A 20573-nucleotide genomic window follows, 5' to 3' on the forward strand; every position below is an offset into this window, starting at 1 on the left:
GCATGAACGATCCGGACTCCCGTGCCCCGACCGGCACCCCCGAGCCGTCCGCGCCGACGGCCGCGCCGCCCGCCCGCGCCGGTGCGCCCGCCGCCACCCGGACCTCGCGCCGCGCCTCCACCGGCCGGGCCCGCCGGGCCGGCTGGTTCGCGGTCACCGCGCTGGCCGCCGCCACCGCCCTCCTCACCTCCCGCTACCTCACCCTCGACCCCGAGGTCTTCCTGGAGGAGCAGCGGGCGGTCTACCTGGCCAACCGGCTCCCGCTCGCCCTGCACGTCGGCGGCGGCGTGCTGGCGATCCTGCTCGGCCCCTGGCAGTTCCTGCCCCGGCTGCGGGCCCGCCGCCCCGGCCTGCACCGGACGATCGGCCGGGTCTACCTGGTCACCGTCCTGGTGACCGCCGCGGGGGGTCTCGTGCTGGTGCCGAAGGCCCTGGTCGGCCCGATCGCGCCGATCGGCTTCGGGATGCTGGACGCCCTGCTGCTGCTCTCCACGGCCGTCGCCTGGCGGGCCGTCCGGCGCGGCGAGATAGCCCGCCACCGTGCCTGGATGACCCGCTCCTACGCGCTGATCTTCGCCGGGGCGACCCTGCGGGTCTGGCTCGTCGTGATGGACGCCCTCGGCGTCCCGTTCGACCAGGCGTACGCGGCCGCCTCCTGGACGTGCTGGCTGATCAACCTGGTGGTGGCCGAGTACCTCATCACCCGGGCGCCCGCCCCCGCCACGGCGGGTGGCCGCCGTCCGGGTGACCCGTCGCCGGCCCTTCCTGTCTGACGACCTATCATCCGACCATGACCACCGCAGAGTTGATCCGCATCGTCTCCCGCTCCTCGCCCATGGCGCTCGCCCAGGTCGAGCGGGTCCGGGCCGAACTCGCCGTCCTGCACCCGGGGCTGCGTACCGAGGTGGTGCCGGTGACCACCTCCGGCGACCGGTGGATGGGCGACCTGGCCCGGCTCGGCGGCAAGGGCGCGTTCACCAAGGAGGTGGACGAGGCACTGCTCGCCGGTGAGGCGGATCTCGCCGTGCACTGCCTGAAGGACGTGCCGGCCGACCGTCCGCTGCCGGCCGGCACGGTGTTCGCCGCCTACCTGCGGCGCGACGACATCCGCGACGCGCTCGTCCACCCCGGCGGCCTCACTCTGGACGAGCTGCCGCCCGGCACCCGGATCGGCACCTCCTCGGTCCGCCGCCGGGCCCAGCTCGCCGCCTCGCACCCGCACCTGGCGTGCGTGCCGATCCGCGGCAACGCCAACAGCCGGCTGGCCAAGCTGGAGGCGGGGGAGGCGGACGCGCTGCTGCTCGCGCTCTCCGGCCTGGAGCGGATCGGCGAGGAGGCCCGGATCAGCGAGGTCCTGCCGATCGAGACGATGTGCCCGCCGATCGGCGCCGGCATCCTGGCCCTCCAGTGCCGCGTCGAGGACACCGCCACCATCGACGCCGTCGCCGGCCTCGGTGACCACCCGACCTGGCGCGAGGCGAGCGCCGAGCGGATGTTCCTGCACGTGCTGCAGGGCCACTGCAACTCGCCGATCGCCGGCTACGCCAAGGCCGAGCCGGACGGCCGCCTCTCGCTGCGCGGGCGGGTCTTCACCCCGGACGGCAAGCAGATCCTGGACGCCCACGAGTGGGCCGGCTCGCTGAGCCCGGAGGACCTCGGCACGGCGACCGCCCTCGCCCTCAAGCGGCAGGGCGCCTCCGAGCTGATCTCCGCCATCCCGCACTGACCGCTACGGGCCCGTCGCGCCGCGCCCGGCGCGCGCCTGCGGACCCGGAGACGCCGGAAGGCCCTTCGCTCTCGCGAAGGGCCTTCCGGCTGTCTGTGCGCCGCCAGGGACTCGAACCCCGGACCCGCTGATTAAGAGTCAGCTGCTCTAACCAACTGAGCTAGCGGCGCCTGCTGACGGCAGGAACATTACCTGGTCAGCAGCCGGAACGCACAATCGGCCGGGGCGGCGGTCAGGTGCCCGGGGCGGCACCCGGCGCGAGACGCCCCGCGCCCGCGCCCGGGGCCCGTCGCACGCCGTCACGGCACGAGGACGACCTTCCCCCGGACGTGCCCGGTGCCGACCAGCCGGTGGGCGTCGGCCGCCCGCTGCAGCGGGAAGGTGTCGGCGATCTCCACCCGCAGGGCGCCCGCCTCCCACAGGCCGACCAGCTCGGCCAGCCGGGCCGCCGTCCGCTCCCCCCGGATCCCCCGGACACCGAGCCGTCCGGCGCCCGGGTAGTCGACCACGGTGCCGATCCGCTCCCGGTCGGCGACCAGCTCGACGGAGGCCTCCAACGCCCCGCGCCCGGCCGCGTCGAAGGCCGCGTCCACGCCCTGCGGCGCGACCGCCCGGACCCGTTCGACCAGCCCGTCGCCGTACGTGACCGGGATCGCGCCGAGCTCCCGCAGGTAGTCGTGGTTGCGCTCGCCCGCGGTGCCGATCACGGTCACGCCCCGGGCCCGGGCCAGCTGGACGGCGATCGTGCCCACCCCGCCGGCGGCGCCGTGCACCAGGACGGTCTCGCCCCGGTCGACCTTCAGCTGTTCGAACGCGAGGTGCGCGGTCTGCCCGGAGGCGGAGAGCGCCCCGGCCTGCTCCCAGGGCATCCCGGCCGGCTTGCGCACCAGGCGGGCGCCGTCCGCGACGACCCGCTCGGCACTGCAGCCGAGCAGCCGGAAGCCCAGGACCTCGTCACCGACCGCCCAGCCCTCGGTGTCGGGCCCGAGGCGGTCGACCACCCCGGCGAACTCGTTGCCGGGCACCAGCCCGGGCGCTATCTCGACGCCGGCCGGGGCCAGGCCCGCACGGACGGAGAGGTCGACCGGCTGCACCCCGGCCGCGTAGACCGTCACCCGCACCTCGCCCGGCCCGGGGACGGGGTCGGGCACCTCGGCCACCCGCAGCACTTCGGGGCCGCCGAACCGGGGCACGGTGACTGCCTTCATGGGGGAACTCCTGTCTGGTCGACCGTCGGGGCTCGATCATCAGACGTGAAGCCTGCTTGAGGTCAACCCCTGTCCTCGGCGCGTTGCCACAGTTGAGTGCATTGTCAGATTTATCCTCGACGGCGGCCCGGATCACGTCCGCGCCGTACCCGTCCGTCGCCGAGAGGAACCTCCCCGTGGGCCAGCTGCCCCTGCTCTTCCTGGTGCTGCTCGCCTCCGTGGTGACCATGCCGCTGGCCCGCCGCACGGGCGTGCCGCAACCGGTGCTGATGACCCTGCTCGGCATCGTCATGGCGGTGGTCCCGCAGATCCCGGACATCGCCATCGACCCCGACCTGATCCTGCCGCTGGTCCTGCCACCGCTGATCTTCGCCGTCGCGCGGCGCTCCTCGGTCCGCTACTTCAAGGCCAACATCCGCTCCATCCTGCTGCTCGCCGTCGCCCTGGTGGTGGTCACCACCGTCGCGGTCGCCGGTACCGTGCACTGGCTGCTGCCCGCCCTCCCGCTCGCCGCCGCCATCGCCGTCGGCGCCCTCGTCTCCCCGCCCGACCCGGTCGCCGCCGTCGCGGTGGCCGGCAGCGTCGGGCTGCCCCGCCGGCTGGTGTCGATCCTGGAGAGCGAGGGCCTGTTCAACGACGTCACCGCGATCGTCATCTACTCGCTGGCCATCGACGCGGTGGTCGGCGGCGACTTCTCGCCCAGCCACGCCGTGCTCCGCTTCGTCCTCTCGGCGGTGCTCGCCGTCGTCATCGGCGTCGCCCTCGGCTGGGCCAACACCAAGCTCGCCTCCTACCTGGAGGACCCGACCCAGCAGGTCGCGCTCAACCTGCTGGTGCCGTTCGCCGCCTACAGCCTGGCCGAGGAGATCCACGGCTCCGGCGTCCTCGCCGTCGTGGTCTGCGGGCTCTACCTGGCCGAGCGGGCCGCCGACGCCGACGCCGTCTCCTTCCGGCTGGTCGGCAACGCCTTCTGGGAGATCGTCGAGATCCTGATCACCGGTGTCGCCTTCGGCCTGATCGGGCTCGAACTGGCCACCGTCCTCAAGGAGGCCGGCTCCGGCTGGACCAGCATGCTCGGCGACGCCGCCGTGGTGATCGCCGTGGTCGTCGTGGTCCGGCTGCTCTGGCTGCTGCCGGCCGGCTGGCTCTCCCAGAAACTGCGCTCCGGCTCCGAGGAGGACACCCCGATCAGCTGGCAGGAGAGCGTGGTGCTCTGGTGGTCCGGGATGCGCGGGGTGGCGACCGTGGCGCTGGCCCTGGCCGTCCCGCTCACCGTCGACTCCGGTGACGCCTTCCCGGAACGCGGCCGGCTGGTCTTCATCGCCTTCAGCGTGGTGCTCTTCACCCTGCTGGTCCAGGGGCTCACCCTGCCCTTGCTGGCCAAGTGGCTCCACCTCGACCTCGACCACGACCGGCACGAGCAGGCGGTCCGCCTGCTCTGGTGGCGCGCCGCCCGTGCCGGCCTCGACCGGCTCGGCGAGCTGGAGGAGCAGGACAAGCTGCCCGCCGAGGTCGCCGACCGGCTGCGGGACCGTCAGCACGACCGGCTGGCCCGGCTCTGCCCCGAGAACTACGCCGAGGAGGAGGCCGCCGAGGCCAAGCAGCGTCTCTCCCAGTGGCGCGCCGCCCACAGCGTCGAGCAGGAGATGATCGCCGCCTCCCGGCGCGAGATGCTGGTCGCCCGCGCCGAGACCGGCGCAGACCCGGAGCTGGTCGACCAGGTCCTCCGCGGCCTGGACCTGCGCTCCGAACGGAAGTGACGGACCCTCCGGGAAGGGCCCCTCCCCGCGCCCGCCCCACGCGGGGCGGGCCCGGCCGTCCCTCCCCGCGCGGGGCGGCTCCGCACCCCGGCCGGACGGTCCGTGACATCCCGGCGGCCGTACCGCGACGCGCGCCTGAACAGCGGCGACCGCCGACCGGACGCCGACGAACGGAATGCGCACCCCCGGTCCCGGCGTTGCATAGGCTGGCCCCGGGCAAGGCCGCCAACGGAGTCGGCGCACCCCCAGAACCGGTACGACCTCGCGAAACCCTCCCGCCTGGCCCCGCCGGTATCTGCACCCAGATGAAACGAGGAGCAACCGATGTCGGAGACCCGCGCCGACGCCCGAACCCCGCTGGACCGCACCCCGCAGTGGGCCGCTCTCGCCAAGCACCGGGAGGAGTTCGGCGCGACGCACCTGCGCGACCTGTTCGCCGCCGACCCGGAGCGAGGCCGCCGCTACACCCTCCAGGTCGGCGATCTGCACGTCGACTACGCCAAGCAGCTCGTCACCGACGAGACGCTGGCCCTGCTGCGCGAGCTGGCCGGGGCCACCGGCGTCGCCGCCCTGCGGGACGCCATGTTCCGCGGCGAGAAGATCAACACCACCGAGCACCGCGCCGTCCTGCACACCGCGCTGCGCGCCCCGCGCGACGCCGTGATCGAGGTCGACGGCGAGAACGTGGTGCCCGGCGTCCACGCCGTGCTCGACAAGATGGCCGCCTTCGCCGAGCAGGTCCGCAGCGGCGCCTGGCGCGGCCACACCGGCCGGCGGATCCGCGCCGTCGTCAACATCGGCATCGGCGGATCCGACCTCGGCCCCGCCATGGCCTACGAGGTGCTGCGCTCCTACACCGACCGCGGCATCGACGTCCGCTTCGTCTCCAACGTGGACGGCGCCGACCTGCACGAGGCCGTCCGCGACCTCGACCCGGCCGAGACGCTCTTCGTCGTCGCGTCCAAGACCTTCACCACCATCGAGACCATCACCAACGCGGTCTCCGCCCGGAACTGGCTGCTCACCGGCCTGCAGGCCGACACCGACGCGGTGGCCAAGCACTTCGTCGCCCTCTCCACCAACGCGGAGGGCGTGGCCGACTTCGGTATCGACACCGCCAACATGTTCGAGTTCTGGGACTGGGTCGGCGGCCGCTACTCCTACGACTCGGCGATCGGCCTCTCGCTGATGATCGCGATCGGGCCGGACGCCTTCCGCGAGATGCTGGACGGCTTCCACCTGGTCGACGAGCACTTCCGCACCGCGCCGCCCGAGGAGAACGTCCCGCTGCTGCTCGGCCTGCTCGGGGTCTGGTACGGCGCCTTCTTCGACGCCCAGGCGCACGCGGTGCTGCCGTACTCGCACTACCTGTCGAAGTTCACCGCCTACCTCCAGCAGCTGGACATGGAGTCCAACGGCAAGTCGGTGGACCGCGACGGCAACCCGGTGAGCTGGCAGACCGGCCCGGTGGTCTGGGGCACCCCCGGCACCAACGGCCAGCACGCCTACTACCAGCTGCTCCACCAGGGCACCAAGCTGATCCCGGCCGACTTCATCGGCTTCGCCCGGCCGGTCGCCGACCTGCTGCCCGGCCTGGTCGCCCAGCACGACCTGCTGCTCGCCAACTTCTTCGCCCAGACGCAGGCGCTGGCGTTCGGCAAGACGCCGGAGGAGGTCGCGGCGGAGGGCGTGCCCGCCGAGCTCGTCCCGCACAAGACCTTCCGCGGCAACCACCCGACCACCACGATCCTGGCGGGCGAGCTGACCCCGTCGGTGCTCGGCCAGCTGATCGCGCTCTACGAGCACAAGGTGTTCGTCCAGGGCGCGGTCTGGAACATCGACTCCTTCGACCAGTGGGGCGTCGAGCTGGGCAAGGTGCTCGCCAAGCGGATCGAGCCGGTGCTGCTGACCGGTGAGGGCACGGAGGAGCTGGACAGCTCCACCGCCGAGCTGGTCGCCCGCTACCGCGCGCTGCGCGGGCGCTGAGACCGGCCGGGGCCGGCCGGGGAGCTCTCCCCGGCCGGCACCGGGCCTGCTTTCCGGGCCTGTCCCCGGCTCCGGTCGCCGAAACGCCGGAAGGCCCTCCGCTCTCGCGAAGGGCCTTCCGGCTGTCTGTGCGCCGCCAGGGACTCGAACCCCGGACCCGCTGATTAAGAGTCAGCTGCTCTAACCAACTGAGCTAGCGGCGCCTGCTGACAGGGAAGACTTTAGCAGCGGGTCGCGGCCCGGCCAAAATCGAATATCCGCCCCCGGCGCCGCGCCCGGGACCGCCGCTCCGGCCCCGCGCCGGGCTCCCCCGCCGGGTGCCGTCAGCGGAGGGCGGCGGCCGGTTCCCGGGCCGCCCGGACGCAGGCCCAGAGCACCACCGAGGCGCCCGGCAGCCACGGCTCCCGGCTGTCCGGGGCGACGATCCACCGCCCCGCGCCCAGACCGGGGGAGTCCGGGCCGTTCACCATCCGCTGCACCGGCGGGACGGTGACCGCGTCCCCCTGCCCGTGGCAGAGCAGCGGCGGTACGTCCCGGGCCCACTCCTCCCAGGCCAGCAGCCGGCGCAGCCGGGGCGCCGCCCCCGGCCGCACGAACAGCAGCGTCCGCCCGCGGTAGGCGGCCACCGGCCCGCAGCCCGGCCCGGAGGCCCACAGCTCGTCCAGCACGCGGCGCCCGAACAGCGCGGGCATGCTGATCACGTCGAAGGCACGTCCGCAGGGCAGCACCGAGGGCGCCCACGGGCGGGACTCCCAGAGGGCGCGCATGCTGCGCGGGTACTCGCTGGCGGAGGCGAGCCAGGCCTCCCCGGCCACGGTCACGTACTCCACCGACTGATACGTCCAGATGTCCACGCACAGCAGGGTGGGGTGTCCGGGGCGTGGCCGGGAGGGAAAGCGTGGTTTGCCGGACAGTGGAGCGGCCGACGGCGTACCCTTCCGCTTCCCCCGGGCATATGCCAGCGGCGGCGGAGGGTTCCGGGCGCCCGGAACGGGCCCGGGCCGGGGCACGGGACGGGCCGCGTCGGGACGGGCCGCCGGCGGGCCGGGTCCGGCGCGCCTCAGTCCTCGTGGCGGCGGGGCAGGAGCAGGCTGCGGCCGTACTCGATCATCTTGGCCGCGTAGTCCGGCGTCCAGTCGGCCCGTCCCGCGATCTCGGTCTCCGAGAGCGCGTCGAACCGGCGCGGATCCGCCAGCTGGGCCGCGGCGACCGCCTGGAAGTCGGTGGCCCGCTCGGCGGCCGCGCGGAACGCCAGCGCCAGCTCGGTGGAGCGGCGCAGCAGCTCGGCCGGGTCGTCTATCGACTCCAGATCGAAGAAGCGTTCCGGCTCCGGTTCGTCGGCCTGCGGCTCGAACAGCAGCTGCACCGGGCGCTTCCGGCGGCCGGGCGCCGCACCGGCGCCCTCGCCGGGACCGGCCGCCGCGGCCGGGCCGCTCGGGTCGGACGCCTGCGCATGGGAGTCGGGCATGGAAGGACACCTCCGGGTGCTCGGTAGGGGCGGGCGGCGACGGCTGGGACGGCCGCCGCCCGGTCGTGGCCGCCGTCCATTGTCTCGCGGCGGCGGCCGGTAACGGAACGGTGCGAGTTCGGGAGCTATTCCCGCCGGGCGCGCCGGGGGCGTGCACCGCCCGGGCCGGCCCCGGTGGCCGGGTGCGGCGGCCCGGGCGGCCGAGGCGGGCGGCTCAGCGGTCCAGCCGCACCCGGTGCCCGGAGAGGTGGTGCAGCACCCGGTGGTTGGCCTCCCAGCCGTCCGGGAAGGTGACCGGGACGCCCAACTGCACCGGTTCGGTGGCCGGATGCTCGTCCAGCAGCTCGGCGATCCCGGCCCGGGCCACCACGATGCAGGCGTGCCGGTGGCGGGAGGCGAGCACGCAGAGCCGGCCGGTCTCCAGGTGGAACGCCGTCGCGTCGGGCCGCCCGGAGAGCGGGTGCAGCACCACGGTGACGTCGTACTCGCGCCCCTGCAGCCGGTTGGCGGTGTCCACCGTCACCGCGGGTCCGGCCGTCGGATCGACCGGGACCCCGGCCCCGACCAGCGCCGCCCGGACGGCCGCCGCCTGGTCCCGGTGGGCGGTGCCGACCGCGACCCGGCCGGGGGTCAAGGGCACGGAGCCCTGCTCGGAGTGGGCCGTCAGCCCGCGCTCCAGCAGCCTGCGGACGGTCGCCGCGACGGCGGCGACCGCCTGCGGATCGGTCCGGACGGTGTGCCGGGGCGGCAGCTCCAGCAGCGCCCAGCCGTGCTCGGCGGCGCGGTCGATCGCCGCGTCCAGCGCGGAGCCGTCCGGGCGCACCGCCGCCGTCAGCCGGCGGTCCTCCGGGCCGGTGCCCGAACGGAACGGCGTGTACGGGTAGAACGCGCCGGAGATCAGCGGCGCCGCGCTGGCCGGCAGCCGCCAGGAGACCGGCAGCCGGTGCGGCTCGATCTGCGGGTTGTGGGCGAGCAGGGTGACCACCGCGCTGCTCGACGGGTCGTACGACAGGCCGGCCCACTGCTCGGTGCCGACCACCGTGAACGGGTCCAGCTGACCAGGGTCGCCGACGAACAGCGCCCGCTCGAACAGGCGGGCCACGGCGAGCAGCGCGTCCGAGCGCATCTGGTACGCCTCGTCGACGATCGCGTGCCGCCAGGGCTGCTCGGTCCGCACCCACTGCCACTTGGCGGAGGTGGAGATCACCACGTCCAGCTCGGCGAGGTCGGTCACCTTGTCGGAGGGCGTGACGTTGGGGTGCCGCAGCACCTCGGGCGCCGGCCGGGCGTCGGCCGCGTGCAGCCGGCCGATCGTCAGGTCGGGCGCCTTCGCGGCCAGCCGGTCCACGAGGTCGTCCACCTGGCCGTTGGTCTGGGCGACGATCATCAGCCGCTCGCCCGCGTCCACCAGCTCCCGCGCGGCGCGCACCACCAGGGTCGACTTGCCGGCGCCGGGCGGCGAGTCCACGACCACCCCGCGCGGCGCGCCGACGGCCGGGTGGACGGTCGCCGCCAGGATCCGCGCCACCGCCGCGTCGGCGGCGTCACCGGGGGTCTGCTCGGTGCTCATCGGCCGGATCACTCCCAATCCTCGGAGGCCGCGGGGGCGGTCGCCGTCAGGGTGACGGTCGCACCGGGCGGACCGCCGTGCGTCCACGGGGTGTCGTCCGGCTCGGGCAGCGGCGCGGCCTGCCGGGCCGTCAGTTCGAACAGGGTGAAGGTGACCCGCTCTCCAGGCTCGGGCAGGCTCCCCGGCTCGGGCTCCTTCTTCCGCCCCATCCCGGAGAGCACCCGCACGGTGATGGTGCCCGCCGTCCGGTCGACCGCGGCGATCTGCGCCTTCTGGGTCTTCTGCCCGGCCGGAGCGCTCCCGGACCCGGGGTCGGGGGACCCCCACACCCGGTGCGCGTCCCGGCCGAGGTCGGCGTGCGGGCGGTCGTCGGTGCGGACCGTCACCAGCGGACGCGGCTTGGGTGACCGGCCCGAGGTGTCGTAGTCCGGCACCACCTCGGTCACCACGCCGGTGAACGCCTCGCCGGCCAGCCGGTGCTCGGCCATCGCCAGCGGGTCGTCCAGCGCCTCCTGGACGTCCAGCCGGGTCTGCTCGCGCTCGCGCTGGGCGAGCTTGCGGGCGGCCGTCACGGCGTCGTCCACCCGGGGCTGCGGAGGCTCGCCCGCCGCCAGCCGGTCCCGGTGGCCGGTGTAGGACCAGCGGTCGCCGGTCCAGCGCTCCGCCAGGTGTCCGCCCGGGGGCAGGGCGCGCAGCAGGTCCAGGCCGTGCCAGACGTCGTGCCAGGTGGGCAGCAGCTGGTCCGCGTGCACCGCGCGCAGCCGGTCGACCGAGACCCGGACGGCCTCCCGGGCCCGCTCGGCGGCGGCCGGGTCGGCGGCGGTCCCCGCTCCGTCCGTCAGGGCCGCCAGGGCCGCCAGGGCAGCCACGGCGGCGTCGTAGCGTGTGATCGCCGGGGCGAGCACCTTCGCGTCGAAGGCCGGGTCGGTGGCCGGCCCGGCCGGCGGGTGGAGCAGCCGGCCTTCGGGGTCCCGCGCGGTCTCGGCCCGCTCGGCGGCCTCGGCGCCGGTCAGCCCGGCCGGCGGCGCGTGCCAGGCGAGCAGCGCGGCCAGGTGCTGGTCCTCCAGGTGGCTCTGGCCGGTCGCCCAGTGCCGGGCGAGCAGGCCGGTCATCGGCAGCAGCAGGCTGGAGCCGGGCACCATCGCGCGGTCGGTGAGCTGGGTGAGCCAGCGGCCGAGCAGCGGCACCCGGGCCGGCGCCGGGTAGGGACCGGGTTCGTCGTCCTCGGCGGTGCGGCGGAACCGGGTCGACCGGCCGAGCAGCGCCAGGTGCCGGATCCCACCGGTGTTCGGCACGATCACCTGCGGTGCGTCCGCGCACAGCTCGCGGAAGACCTGCGTCTTCTCGCCGGTCTCCGGGTCCTTCTCGGAGCCCTCGATCTGCTCCACGTCGTCGCCGAAGGACTCCAGGTAGGGCAGCAGGTCGGCGGCCAGTTCGGCCAGGAAGTCGAAGCGCAGCGTGCGGTTCAGCGGCTGCGGGACGAAGTGCAGCCTCGGTGCGTCCCGGTCGGTGCCGAGCAGCACGGCCAGCGGGGCACCGGCCTCGCCGGCCGCCGTGAGCGGGACGACCACCATCGGGCGGTCGGACAGGTGCCGGTGGCGGACGGTCGCCAGGGGCTCGGCCCGGCCGCTGCGGACGGCCTCCAGCCGGGCGAGGGTGGTCAGCAGGCTCACCGGGGGCCTCCGGCGGAGGCCGGGACGGGGCGGCCCAGGGCCTCGGCGCGCAGCGCGGCGGCGTGGACGAGCCGGGCGGCGGCCTCGTCGGCCGCGGCGTCGGGGTGCCCGTCGTGACCGTCGTTCTCGCTGTCGCTGTCGCTGTCGCTGTCGCTGTCGCCGGGGTCGGAGTCGGGGTCGGGGTCGGGGTCGGGGTCGGCGAGGCTCCGGGCGGCCGGGCCGTCGTGGGCGACGGCCAGCGCCTCGGTCACCGTCCGGATGGTGCCCAGCTCGCTGCGGACGCTCCGGCCGAGCTGTTCGACCCGGTCGTCGCAACGGGTCCGGGCGCGGCAGTGGAACCCCAGCTCACACGTGGAGAGGCAGTCCGGGCTGTAGGCCGCGGGCACCGCCTCGACCGACCCGGTCAGTTCCTCGGTCGAACGGACCGGGGCGCCGCTCGGGTCGGGGGAGAGGTCGAAGTCGGCCCCGGGCGGCAGCGCGTCCAGCAGCCGGCCGATACCGGTCATCCGGTCCAGCTGGCGGCGGGTGGTGGCCAGTTCCCGCCGGACGTCCACCGGGACGGCGGTCGGCCGGTTGCCGAAGTCCTTGGGACAGACCAGCAGCACGGTCGACCGAGGGCTTCCCGGCAGCTGCTGCTCGGCGTACGGGTCCGGATCCGTGTCCAGTCCGGCCAGCGCGGCCGCGGTCTCCTGGAGCGCCAGCACGTAGACGGCGGCCTGCCGGGCGGCGGCGCCCACCTTGGCCGGGTCCGCGCTGCCGTCCAGCACCGGGAAGGACTTGATCTCGACGACGGTGCACCGCCCGCCGTGCACCACGACGGCATCCGGCTCCAGGTAGGCGGTGGAGCCGGCGACGGTGAGCCGCAGCAGCGGGTGGTCGAGCAGGGTCCAGGCGTCCGGGTCCGCGGCGGCCTCCGCCAGCGCGGCCCTCGTCCGGTCGGCCCGGACCGCGGGACCGGAGGAGCGCAGCAGGTCCGGTACGGCGAGCGGGGTGTCCCCGTCGGGGGGGAGGCCCAGCCGGTGGCGGAGCGGCTCCAGCAACGCCGCGTAGCCGTCCTCCTTCAGCCGGGACTCGAAGATGACGCCGCGCGCGAGGGCGAACGGCGACTGCCCGAACGGAGCGGCGTGGCCGAGCCGGGCGGCCAGTGCGGACTTGTCCACCCCGGCCGCGTCCAGCACGGCCCGGCGGTGACACCCGGGATTGGCGGCCAGCGCGGCGAGGGCGCGGGCGTTCAGACTGCGCTGCGGCGCCGGTCCGCGCAGCGTGGCGAGCCGCTGGGCGAGCGGCTCCGCGGGCCCGCCGGACGGGGCGTTCGTCGAGACGTTCATGGTGCGGCCCAGTGTCGCATCCGGGTCCGACAGAGTGGCCGGGACCGGCCGTTGACGGTCCTCGGCGGTGGTCGCCACCTCCCCGGACCTCCGTGGGGGGCGGCCTGGATCGTGGGCGCCGCGCAGGTGAGGGATCATGGAGACCGGTGCTCAATGGTGAGGCCGATCGTTGACGCCGTCCTGTGCGCGAGGAGCCTGCCATGCCCGCTCGAATCCTGCTGGTCCGCCACGGCGAGACCGAGTGGTCCGCCACCGGCCGCCACACCGGCCGCACCGACATCCCGCTGACCGACGAGGGCCGCGCGATGGCCCGGGCGCTCGGCACCCGGTTGGCCGGGGCCCCCTGGAACGGCCTGCCCGACGCCCTCGTCTACACCAGCCCGCTGGACCGGGCCAAGGAGACCTGCGCGCTGGCCGGCCTCGGCGACCGGGCCGTCGAGCGGCCCGAGCTGCTGGAGTGGGACTACGGCCAGTACGAGGGCCGGACCGGCGCCGACATCCGCGCCGCCGACCACCCCGGCTGGCTGATCTGGCGCGACGGTGTGCCCGGCGGTGAGAAGCTCTCCGACGTCGCCGCGCGGGTGGACGCCCTCCTCGCCGATCTCAACGACACGCACGGTGTCCCGGAGCCGGACACCACCGTCATGCACTGCGCCGACCGCGATGTGGTGCTCTTCGCCCACGGTCACCTGCTGCGCATCCTGACCGCGCGCTGGCTGGGCCTGCCGCCCGAGTACGCCCAGCGGTTCAAGCTCGGCACCGCCGCGCTCTGCGTCCTCTCCTGGGAGTACGGCGCCCCGGCCGTCGAGGTCTGGAACGACCTCGGGCACCTGGAGGGCCTGAAGCACTGACGCCGCCGGCCGGCCGGCGCCCGGTCAGGCCGCCGCCGCCACGTCGTACTCGGTCAGGAATCGCCCCACCTCCGGCACCCGCCGGTGCGGGCGCAGCCGCTGCGCGGTGTCCGCCAGCATGGAGCGGATCCGGGCCGAGCGGACCTCGTCGAACAGTGCGACGGCGGCCGACCCGTGCTGGGCGGCGCCGGCCAGATCGCCCCCGCCGAGCCGGTCGTGGGCCAGCTCGGCCGTGTACAGCACCCGGTTGCGGACGAAGTGCGGCTTCTGGAGCGCTATGGCCAGCCCCGCCTGCTCGCTGGCGCGGTCCCAGTCCCCGAGGGCGGACCAGCACTGGGACCGCAGTCCGGCGAGCTCGGCCTCGCCGAAGAAGGACATCCACTCCGGGTCGGTCTCCGACGGACCGCCGTCGAACAGCAGGCAGGCGCGGGTGATCGCGCGCTCGCAGGCACCGCGGTCCTGCAGCAGCGCCCACCCGCCGGCCTCGCGCATGGCGAGCAGGGCGAGCAGCCGGTCGGAGTCGAGCCGCCGGGCGGCGGACTGCCCGGCCTGGGCGGCCCGCAACGCCTCGCGGGGGCGTCCGGCGTCCCGGGCCAGGAAGGCGCTGTTGCAGAAGACGTGCGCCTCCAGCGCGGCGTCGCCGGCCATCCGCGCGGTGGCGAGCGCCTCCGCGTAGAACGACCGGGCGTCCGCCAGTCGGTTCGAGTCATGTGCCAACCAGCCGACCGAGACGGCGAGTTCACCCGCGCCGGCCTGGAGCCTCCGCTCGGTCTCGGTGGAGTACTCGCACGCGTCGAGCAGCAGGTAGGCCGTCCGCAGCGACCGCCCGGCCAGCTCGAACAGGGCGTCGGCGCCGTGCGCGTCGTCCGCCAACCGGATCTCCCGGACCGCCTGTTCGACGCCGAGCACCTCGGCCGCGCCGACCTTGCGGGGCGGCGGAACCGCTCCGGGGCGGCCCGGTACGAAGGCGTTGTCGGCCGTGGGGGTGCCGGGGCGGTCGATGCCTGCCGCGGTGGCCAGCGCGGCCGGGCCGCCGGCCAGGAACGTACGGCGACGCACGTCGTCGTTCTCCTCGTCGGAATGGTGCGGTTCGTCGGGCCCCCGGGGCGCCGCCGCGAACCTCGGCATCGGGGCCCCGACCGGTGGGGGCGATTCCGCGTACGGCGAGGCAGCGTACGGGAGTCGGGCGGCGAGCGGCAGTCGCGGGGCGGGCACCTGGGGGAACGGTGGGCGGAGCGGAGGTGGCGTCCAGGCCTCGTCCTCGCCGCCGCCCCCGCCGTCCGCCGGACGGCGGCGGACGGCGGCGCGGGGGACGAACCCGAGGTCGGCGAGCGAGCGGTCCGGCCACATGTGCCGGAACACCCGCTCGTACGCGTAGTTGGGACAGCGGATCTCGCCGGACTCGACCCGTCCGACGTAGCGCGCGTCGCAGGAGACGTGCTCGCCGATCTCGCGGGCGGCCCGGCGTACGGCCATGGCGAACTCGCCCGGCGAGCGGTCGCCGCGCAGGGCGCGCATCACGGCGTTGGGCGACGGGCGGTTCGGCTTGGCCGGTGGGGTGGCTGCCATGGTGCGCTCCGTGGTCGTGCGGGGTGGTGGTGCGAGGGGTCGGGCGGCGGTGGGGCGTCGGGGGCGCCCGGCCACGGGTGGGTCCGGTGGGGCCCGACGGCTGCCGGGCGCCACCGACAGTACCGGGAGTCACCGTGCGGACACAGCGAGTTTGTGGCTGATGTGCGGTCAATTCGTGCCAAAGCGGGCACTGTTGCCCGGATCCGCCATGAAATGCCATGCCTTGCTGTAAGGCGCCCCGTGGCCTGAGGAGCCTCCTCGGCGTTGTCCTGATACGTGGAAGCCCCGGCCGCTGCCCGCCGTCCCCGCCGCCCCCCGGCGGCACCCCCACCCCGGACGGCGCGGCTTCCATCCCGACGAGGTGACAGGAGGGCCCATGTCGGCCACCGGAGTGCCGCAGTACCACCGCCTGGTCGCCGGCGGGGTGCTCGCCGCCGCCGCCCCCGCGCTGCTCCCCGAGTCGGCCGACGACCGCGGACCCGGACGCGCCCCGTGCGGTGGCGGACCGTCCCGCCGCCCCAACCCCGGTGCCGACGCCGGCGGCACCGTCGCCACCGCGTACGACACCGTGACGGTCGCCCTGCGGCACGGCCTGGAGACGGTCGACATCCTGCGGCTGCGCCGGGCCTGCGGCGCGGTGCTGCAGAGCCGCAGCGGCGCGACCGTCACCTTCCTCGTCCCGGCCGGCACCTCGGCGACCTGGCACCTGCCCGGGAGCTCCAGTTCGGCGGGCGCCTTCCTGCCGCCGCCCACCGACCCGCGCTGGGTGATGCCCCCGGCCGGCGCCGACTGCGCCGCCCGCCCCACCGACGCCTGGGTCCTGCGCTCGGCGCTCTGCGAGGCCGCCTGCACCCTCACCGCCGGCGGCCTCGGCCCGTTCTGACCGCCCCGCCCTGCCACGTCCGCGCCGTTCCGGCCCGCAACGGCCGCCCGCCCGGCCCCGAGCTGCGGCGACTCCCCGCACGGCGGCGATAATGGCCGGTATGGGACGAAGCAGCAGAGCCGGGCGCAGCACGGACCGGAGCCGTACCGAGCCGGACGTCCGACCGGCCGCCACCGGCCCCGGCGGTCGCGCGCACGCCCAGGGCCCGCTCACCCGTCCCGTCGACTCCGGCCTCGCCGAACTCCGCCCCGACCGGGACCGCCCCGCCGCCTGGTCGCTGCTGGTCGACGGCGCGCCGCAGTCGCTCGTCGACCTCGCCGACCCGACCCACCTCGGGTTCGAGTACCAGCGCCGGCTCGGCCACCTCGTCGACCTGGTCGCCCCGCCCGGCCGCCCGCTCACCGTCCTCCACCTCGGCGGCGGCGCCCTCACCCTGGCCCGCTACGTCGCCGCGACCCGCCCCCGCTCGCGCCAGCAGGTCGCCGAGATCGACACCGCCCTCACGGAGCTCGTCCGCGCCGAACTCCCGCTGGAGCGCGGCTGGCAGGTCAAGGTACGCGGCGCGGACGCCCGCAGCGTGCTGGAGCGGACCCCCGAGGGCACCGTCGACCTGGTGATCGCCGACGTCTTCTCCGGCGCCCGGGTGCCCGCCCACTGCACCACCGTCGAGTTCAGCGCCCTGGCCGCCCGCGCGCTGGCCCCCGGCGGCTGGTACGCGGTCAACATCGCCGACGGCTCGGCGCTGTCGTTCGCCCGCTCGCAGGTGGCCACCCTCGGGGCGGTCTTCCCCGAGCTCTGCCTGGTCGCCGACCCGGCGGTGCTGCGCGGCAAGCGCTTCGGCAACCTGGTCCTGGCCGCCGCCCACACCGGGCTCCCGCTCGCCGAACTGACCCGCAAGGTGGCTTCGGACGCCGCCCTCGGCCGCGTCGAACACGGCCGCGCCCTCGCCGACTTCGCCGCCGGCGCCACCCCGGCCACGGACGCCACCGCGGCCCCCTCCCCGGCCCCGCCCCCGGGCGTCTTCCGCTGATCCGGCGGCGGCGTCCGGCTCCGGAAAATCGGTTGGCAGCGCCGCCCGCCATGCCGACAATGGGCCCCGACGTCCGGAATCCGGACGGGGCCGACCGGGAGAGGTGGCGCCATGCGGATCAGACCGGCCCGACCGGACGAGGCGGCGCTGCTCAGCGCCCTGGCCCTGCGTTCCAAGGCCCACTGGGGCTACGACGCCGAGTTCATGGAGGCCTGCCGGGTCGACCTCACCCTCGACCCGGAGCGGATCGAGGCCGACCGGACGGCGGTGGCCGAGGCCGACGGCCGGGTGCTGGGCTTCGTCACCCTCGTCGGGGCGCCGCCGGAGGGCGAGTTGGACATGCTCTTCGTCGAACCGGACGTGATCGGCCGGGGTGTCGGCCGGTTCCTGCTGGCCCACCTGCGGCGCCGCGCCGCGGAGTCGGGCTTCCGCCGGGTCCTCGTCGCGGCGGACCCGAACGCCGAGTCCTTCTACGCGGCCATGGGCGCGGTCCGGATCGGCACCGTACCCTCCGGCTCGATACCGGGCCGCGAACTCCCGCTGCTGGCCCTGGCGACGGGGCCGTCGGGCGACTGACCGCCCGGGCACCCCGCCCCCGCCCGTCGGCCACCGTTCTCACCTTGCCGTCCACCGGGTGCACCGTCCACCGGCGGGACGGCACGCCTCGCCGTCCCGGCCCGGGCGGTGGCGCCCCGGCCCGGCTCGGCGCAGGCCCGGCACCGCTACCGGGCCTGCGCCGAGCCGGTCCTCCGGGCCGCGCTGTGTGTCCCCGCCGGTGTGCGTCCGGGTCAGTGCCCCTTGGGCAGACCTCGGTGCTTGTACATCGCGGCGCCCGTCAGGGCCAGCCCGGCCGCGATCGGGGCGAGGACGGCGGTCGCGGTCCCCGGGGCGCCGTGCGCGACGGTGACGGCGGCCGTCGTGGTGGAGCCCGCCGTCGAGCCGGCCGGACCGGCGGCGGGGGAGCCCTCCGCGATCGCCGGCCGGTCCGGTTCCGCCGCGCTCCGGCCGCTCCCGGCGGCTCCCGTGCCCGGACGGTCGGCGGCGGTGTGGTGCGGCCGGTCACCCGGCTCCCCGGGGGCGGGTGGCGGGGCCGCCGGCCCGCGCTGCTCCCCGCCGGGCCGGGTGGCCCGGGGACCGGCGCCGTTCCGGCCGACCGGGGCGGACGGCCCGTCGGGAGCCCCCTCCCGGGAGGCGCGCGCCCCGGCCGGGCGGGACTGGGCGGGGACGGTGCCCAGCAGCCCGGAGGCGATGGCGAAGGCGTCCGGAAGGGCGGCCCGCTGTCCGGGCAGCGGGAGGCCGCCGGCCCTGATCCGGTCCTGGAGCGCACTGCTGACGGAGGTGGTCGCGGCGCCCAGCTCCGGTACCGGGACGATCGCGGCGGTGGGGCCGGCGAGGTGATCGAGCACCCCGGGGGCCGTGGTCCGGCCGGGAGCGCCGACCGGACCGTCCTGCCGCGCGGGGGACCGTGGCGGCTCCTGCGGCCTGTCCGGCGGCGGGTCCTGCGGCACGGGGGGCTGCGGGGCGGCTGCGTCCCGGGCCGCCTCCTCGCCCGCCTGTCCGGCTGTCCGCTCCGCTGACGGCCCACCGGTCACGGTCCCGTCGGGCGGGGAGTCGCCGAGTACGGACTCGCCGGTCAGGGCCCGGCCGACGGCCGTCCGGCTCGCCGGTTCCGGGAGCGGTTCGGCGCCGGCCGCGTGGGCACCCGGAGCGCCGAGCCCCCAGAGCTGCGCGAGGAGCGCTCCGCCCGCCGCGACGGCCCGCGGCAGCCGGGAGAGCCACCGCCCGGCCCGCCCTCCGGGCGGACGACGGGACTCTGACGACAGGTCCTTGGTCGTGTGTTTGGCTCGCACGTGAATCGAGAACGAGCGGACGGACCATGAGGTCACGGCCACCGCCACGGCCACCGTCACGGACAGTCATCGGGTGGCGGCCCGACCGCTCGCCCGACTGCCGGCTCGCCGACCGCCCGAGGTCCGCCGGACGCGCTCCGGTCGGCACCCCGGGCCGTTGTCCGCCGGTGGCTCAGGAGTTGGGGCGAAGCGTCCAGATCACGGTCATCACGCCGGTCACCGCACCGTCGGCACGGGTGATCTCGACGGTGACCGGGAACTCCGGCCGCTCGCCCTTGTCCAGCTCGGCGACGATCTCGGTGACCGGCCGGCCGAGTACGGCGGTGGCCGTGACGACGCCCATGGCGAGCTTCCTGTACGAGATCTCGGCGCTCACCGCGAGCGGCACCGCGCGGGAGAGCTGGTCGCCGAAGGCGCTCAGGACGATGCAGCCGCTGGCCGATTCGGCGAGGGTGAACATCGCGCCGGCGTGCGGCCCGCCGACGTGGTTGTGGTACTCGGGCTGGTCGGGCAGCCGGAGCACGGCACGCTCGGGGGTGGTCTCCAGGTACTCCAGCTTGAGGGTCCGTGCCATCGGCACGGTGGAGTCGAGCAGCTGGCCGATCGAAGGTGTGGTCATGGCCGCAACGTTACTAGCCGGTAGCTTTCGGCGGCAGCTCCGCCGGGGGAGAAAAAGGTGAGACGGAGGCCACGTGGGCGGAGGCGGTGAGGGCGGGGAGGTCCGCGGCCGGGAACGCGAAAACGCCTGAGGGGCCGGTCTCTTGAAGAAACCGGCCCCTCAGGCTCTGGGGTGAGTGACGGGACTCGAACCCGCGGCCACCTGGACCACAACCAGGTGCTCTACCAACTGAGCTACACCCACCATCTGTCCGGCCCGGTCCCGCTCTTCGCGTTCCCGTTCCGACAGGAAGAACAATACAGGATCCGGGAGGGTGCTCGCGCCAGGGTTTCAGCAGGGAGCGGGCACCTCCCGGGTCCCCGGGTCAGCCGGCCGGCGGCTGGTACTTCTCGGCGATCGCGCGCGCGGTGTCGGTGTCCGGGCCGGGCTGGGCGACGAACACCGCCTCGCGGTAGTACCGCAGTTCGTCGATGCTCTCCCGGATGTCGGCGAGCGCCCGGTGGTTGCCGCCCTTCTGCGGACTGTTGTAGTACGCCTTCGGGTACCAGCGGCGGGCCAGCTCCTTGATCGAGGAGACGTCCACGATCCGGTAGTGCAGGTGACTCTCCAGGGCCGGCATGTCCCGGCTCAGGAAGCCGCGGTCGGTCGCGACCGAGTTCCCGCAGAGCGGCGTCCGGCCGGCCTCCGGCGCGTGCTCGCGCACGTACGCGAGGACCAGCGCCTCCGCCTCGGCGAGCGTCACGCCGTGCTCCAGCTCGTCGAGCAGCCCGGAGGAGGTGTGCATGGTCCGCACCACCTCGGGCATGTTCGCCACCGCCTCCGCCGGCGGGCGGATGATGACGTCGACACCCTCGCCGAGGATGTTCAGCTCGGAGTCGGTCACCAGCGCCGCGACCTCGACCAGGGCGTCCCGGTCGAGGTCGAGGCCTGTCATTTCACAGTCGATCCATACCAAACGGTCATTCACGCCACTCACCCTACGGCGCGATCACGCGCCACGGGCACCGATGGAGCCGAGCGGGGCGCCGGGGCGCAGGCCTCGGAGCCGTGTT

General features: G+C 75.5%; 18 protein-coding genes and 3 tRNA genes. 8 read left to right on the top strand and 13 right to left on the bottom strand.

Annotated elements, in window-relative coordinates; genetic code table 11:
- The first annotated feature begins 2 nt into the window (after window positions 1–2).
- Together ABZY91_RS02735 and hemC are read left to right on the top strand one after the other, a co-directional pair.
- The gene (locus ABZY91_RS02735) at window positions 3–773 is read left to right on the top strand and encodes a DUF2306 domain-containing protein (protein WP_355399272.1); all 771 of its coding nucleotides are present in this window, start codon (window positions 3–5) and stop codon (window positions 771–773) included.
- Between the two features lie 17 nt (window positions 774–790).
- Window positions 791–1726 carry a hydroxymethylbilane synthase gene (gene hemC, locus ABZY91_RS02740; protein ID WP_355399274.1) on the top strand — a complete coding sequence of 312 codons (936 nt, stop codon included), beginning with the start codon at window positions 791–793 and terminating at the stop codon, window positions 1724–1726.
- 96 nt (window positions 1727–1822) lie between these two features.
- Here the strand turns inward: hemC and ABZY91_RS02745 are convergent.
- Window positions 1823–1896 (bottom strand) — tRNA-Lys (locus tag ABZY91_RS02745).
- A 129-nt stretch (window positions 1897–2025) separates the two neighbouring features.
- Window positions 2026–2934: an NADP-dependent oxidoreductase gene (locus ABZY91_RS02750; protein ID WP_355399276.1), complete on the bottom strand. Its 909-nt coding sequence runs from the start codon at window positions 2932–2934 to the stop codon at window positions 2026–2028.
- 176 nt (window positions 2935–3110) lie between these two features.
- On the opposite strand from ABZY91_RS02750, the gene ABZY91_RS02755 reads away from it, so the two are divergent.
- Both ABZY91_RS02755 and pgi read left to right on the top strand, forming a co-directional pair.
- On the top strand, window positions 3111–4694 hold the full coding sequence (locus ABZY91_RS02755) for a Na+/H+ antiporter (RefSeq protein ID WP_355399278.1): 1584 nt from the start codon (window positions 3111–3113) through the stop codon (window positions 4692–4694).
- Between the two features lie 324 nt (window positions 4695–5018).
- Complete coding sequence (pgi, locus tag ABZY91_RS02760; protein WP_355399280.1) at window positions 5019–6680, top strand: glucose-6-phosphate isomerase; 1662 nt, start codon at window positions 5019–5021, stop codon at window positions 6678–6680.
- Window positions 6681–6809: 129 nt separating this feature from the next.
- On the opposite strand, the gene ABZY91_RS02765 is transcribed toward pgi, so the two are convergent.
- From ABZY91_RS02765 to ABZY91_RS02790, 6 genes are all read right to left on the bottom strand, one after another.
- Window positions 6810–6883 (bottom strand) — tRNA-Lys (locus ABZY91_RS02765).
- Between the two features lie 120 nt (window positions 6884–7003).
- Window positions 7004–7534 (bottom strand): bifunctional DNA primase/polymerase, encoded by a 531-nt coding sequence (locus ABZY91_RS02770; protein ID WP_329883708.1) that lies wholly within the window; start codon window positions 7532–7534, stop codon window positions 7004–7006.
- A 206-nt stretch (window positions 7535–7740) separates the two neighbouring features.
- Window positions 7741–8148 carry a hypothetical protein gene (locus ABZY91_RS02775; RefSeq protein ID WP_329883709.1) on the bottom strand — a complete coding sequence of 136 codons (408 nt, stop codon included), beginning with the start codon at window positions 8146–8148 and terminating at the stop codon, window positions 7741–7743.
- Between the two features lie 214 nt (window positions 8149–8362).
- A complete protein-coding gene (locus ABZY91_RS02780; RefSeq protein WP_355399283.1) occupies window positions 8363–9718 on the bottom strand; it encodes an AAA family ATPase in 1356 nt (451 codons plus the stop codon).
- A gap of 8 nt (window positions 9719–9726) precedes the next feature.
- Complete coding sequence (locus tag ABZY91_RS02785) at window positions 9727–11391, bottom strand: hypothetical protein (RefSeq protein WP_355399284.1); 1665 nt, start codon at window positions 11389–11391, stop codon at window positions 9727–9729.
- Window positions 11388–12719 (bottom strand): hypothetical protein, encoded by a 1332-nt coding sequence (locus ABZY91_RS02790; protein WP_355399286.1) that lies wholly within the window; start codon window positions 12717–12719, stop codon window positions 11388–11390. The genes ABZY91_RS02785 and ABZY91_RS02790 overlap by 4 nt, the downstream gene beginning before the upstream one ends.
- Before the next feature lie 200 nt (window positions 12720–12919).
- On the opposite strand from ABZY91_RS02790, the gene ABZY91_RS02795 reads away from it, so the two are divergent.
- On the top strand, window positions 12920–13570 hold the full coding sequence (locus ABZY91_RS02795; protein ID WP_329883713.1) for a histidine phosphatase family protein: 651 nt from the start codon (window positions 12920–12922) through the stop codon (window positions 13568–13570).
- A gap of 24 nt (window positions 13571–13594) precedes the next feature.
- Here the strand turns inward: ABZY91_RS02795 and ABZY91_RS02800 are convergent, their stop codons facing one another.
- Window positions 13595–15139: a tetratricopeptide repeat protein gene (locus ABZY91_RS02800; protein ID WP_355399288.1), complete on the bottom strand. Its 1545-nt coding sequence runs from the start codon at window positions 15137–15139 to the stop codon at window positions 13595–13597.
- A gap of 376 nt (window positions 15140–15515) precedes the next feature.
- Here ABZY91_RS02800 and ABZY91_RS02805 point away from each other — a divergent pair, with 376 nt between their 5' ends.
- From ABZY91_RS02805 to ABZY91_RS02815, 3 genes are all read left to right on the top strand, one after another.
- Window positions 15516–16022 carry a hypothetical protein gene (locus tag ABZY91_RS02805; RefSeq protein ID WP_355399290.1) on the top strand — a complete coding sequence of 169 codons (507 nt, stop codon included), beginning with the start codon at window positions 15516–15518 and terminating at the stop codon, window positions 16020–16022.
- A 91-nt stretch (window positions 16023–16113) separates the two neighbouring features.
- Window positions 16114–17052, top strand: a complete 939-nt coding sequence (locus ABZY91_RS02810; RefSeq protein ID WP_355399292.1) for a fused MFS/spermidine synthase — start codon at window positions 16114–16116, stop codon at window positions 17050–17052.
- A gap of 111 nt (window positions 17053–17163) precedes the next feature.
- Window positions 17164–17628: a GNAT family N-acetyltransferase gene (locus tag ABZY91_RS02815; protein ID WP_329951054.1), complete on the top strand. Its 465-nt coding sequence runs from the start codon at window positions 17164–17166 to the stop codon at window positions 17626–17628.
- Between the two features lie 212 nt (window positions 17629–17840).
- On the opposite strand, the gene ABZY91_RS02820 is transcribed toward ABZY91_RS02815, so the two are convergent.
- From ABZY91_RS02820 to orn, 4 genes are all read right to left on the bottom strand, one after another.
- Window positions 17841–18902, bottom strand: coding sequence for a hypothetical protein (locus tag ABZY91_RS02820; protein ID WP_355399295.1), 1062 nt, complete (start codon window positions 18900–18902; stop codon window positions 17841–17843).
- Window positions 18903–19074: 172 nt separating this feature from the next.
- Complete coding sequence (locus tag ABZY91_RS02825) at window positions 19075–19521, bottom strand: DUF4442 domain-containing protein (RefSeq protein ID WP_355399297.1); 447 nt, start codon at window positions 19519–19521, stop codon at window positions 19075–19077.
- 167 nt (window positions 19522–19688) lie between these two features.
- A tRNA-His gene (locus tag ABZY91_RS02830) sits at window positions 19689–19764 on the bottom strand.
- A 121-nt stretch (window positions 19765–19885) separates the two neighbouring features.
- Window positions 19886–20488, bottom strand: a complete 603-nt coding sequence (orn, locus tag ABZY91_RS02835) for an oligoribonuclease (RefSeq protein WP_329883721.1) — start codon at window positions 20486–20488, stop codon at window positions 19886–19888.
- Window positions 20489–20573 lie beyond the last annotated feature (85 nt).

This window comes from Kitasatospora sp. NPDC002965 (assembly GCF_040611255.1).
Lineage (GTDB): Bacteria > Actinomycetota > Actinomycetes > Streptomycetales > Streptomycetaceae > Kitasatospora.

Coding starts and splice junctions, on each gene's coding strand:
- ABZY91_RS02795 (WP_329883713.1), top strand. CDS start 12,920: ATGCCCGCTCGAATCCTGCTGGTCCGCCACGGCGAGACCGAGTGGTCC.
- ABZY91_RS02775 (WP_329883709.1), bottom strand. CDS start 8,148: ATGCCCGACTCCCATGCGCAGGCGTCCGACCCGAGCGGCCCGGCCGCG.
- pgi (WP_355399280.1), top strand. CDS start 5,019: ATGTCGGAGACCCGCGCCGACGCCCGAACCCCGCTGGACCGCACCCCG.
- ABZY91_RS02805 (WP_355399290.1), top strand. CDS start 15,516: ATGTCGGCCACCGGAGTGCCGCAGTACCACCGCCTGGTCGCCGGCGGG.
- ABZY91_RS02750 (WP_355399276.1), bottom strand. CDS start 2,934: ATGAAGGCAGTCACCGTGCCCCGGTTCGGCGGCCCCGAAGTGCTGCGG.
- ABZY91_RS02735 (WP_355399272.1), top strand. CDS start 3: ATGAACGATCCGGACTCCCGTGCCCCGACCGGCACCCCCGAGCCGTCC.
- ABZY91_RS02790 (WP_355399286.1), bottom strand. CDS start 12,719: ATGAACGTCTCGACGAACGCCCCGTCCGGCGGGCCCGCGGAGCCGCTC.
- ABZY91_RS02810 (WP_355399292.1), top strand. CDS start 16,114: ATGGCCGGTATGGGACGAAGCAGCAGAGCCGGGCGCAGCACGGACCGG.
- ABZY91_RS02800 (WP_355399288.1), bottom strand. CDS start 15,139: ATGGCAGCCACCCCACCGGCCAAGCCGAACCGCCCGTCGCCCAACGCC.
- hemC (WP_355399274.1), top strand. CDS start 791: ATGACCACCGCAGAGTTGATCCGCATCGTCTCCCGCTCCTCGCCCATG.
- ABZY91_RS02815 (WP_329951054.1), top strand. CDS start 17,164: ATGCGGATCAGACCGGCCCGACCGGACGAGGCGGCGCTGCTCAGCGCC.
- ABZY91_RS02825 (WP_355399297.1), bottom strand. CDS start 19,521: ATGACCACACCTTCGATCGGCCAGCTGCTCGACTCCACCGTGCCGATG.
- ABZY91_RS02780 (WP_355399283.1), bottom strand. CDS start 9,718: ATGAGCACCGAGCAGACCCCCGGTGACGCCGCCGACGCGGCGGTGGCG.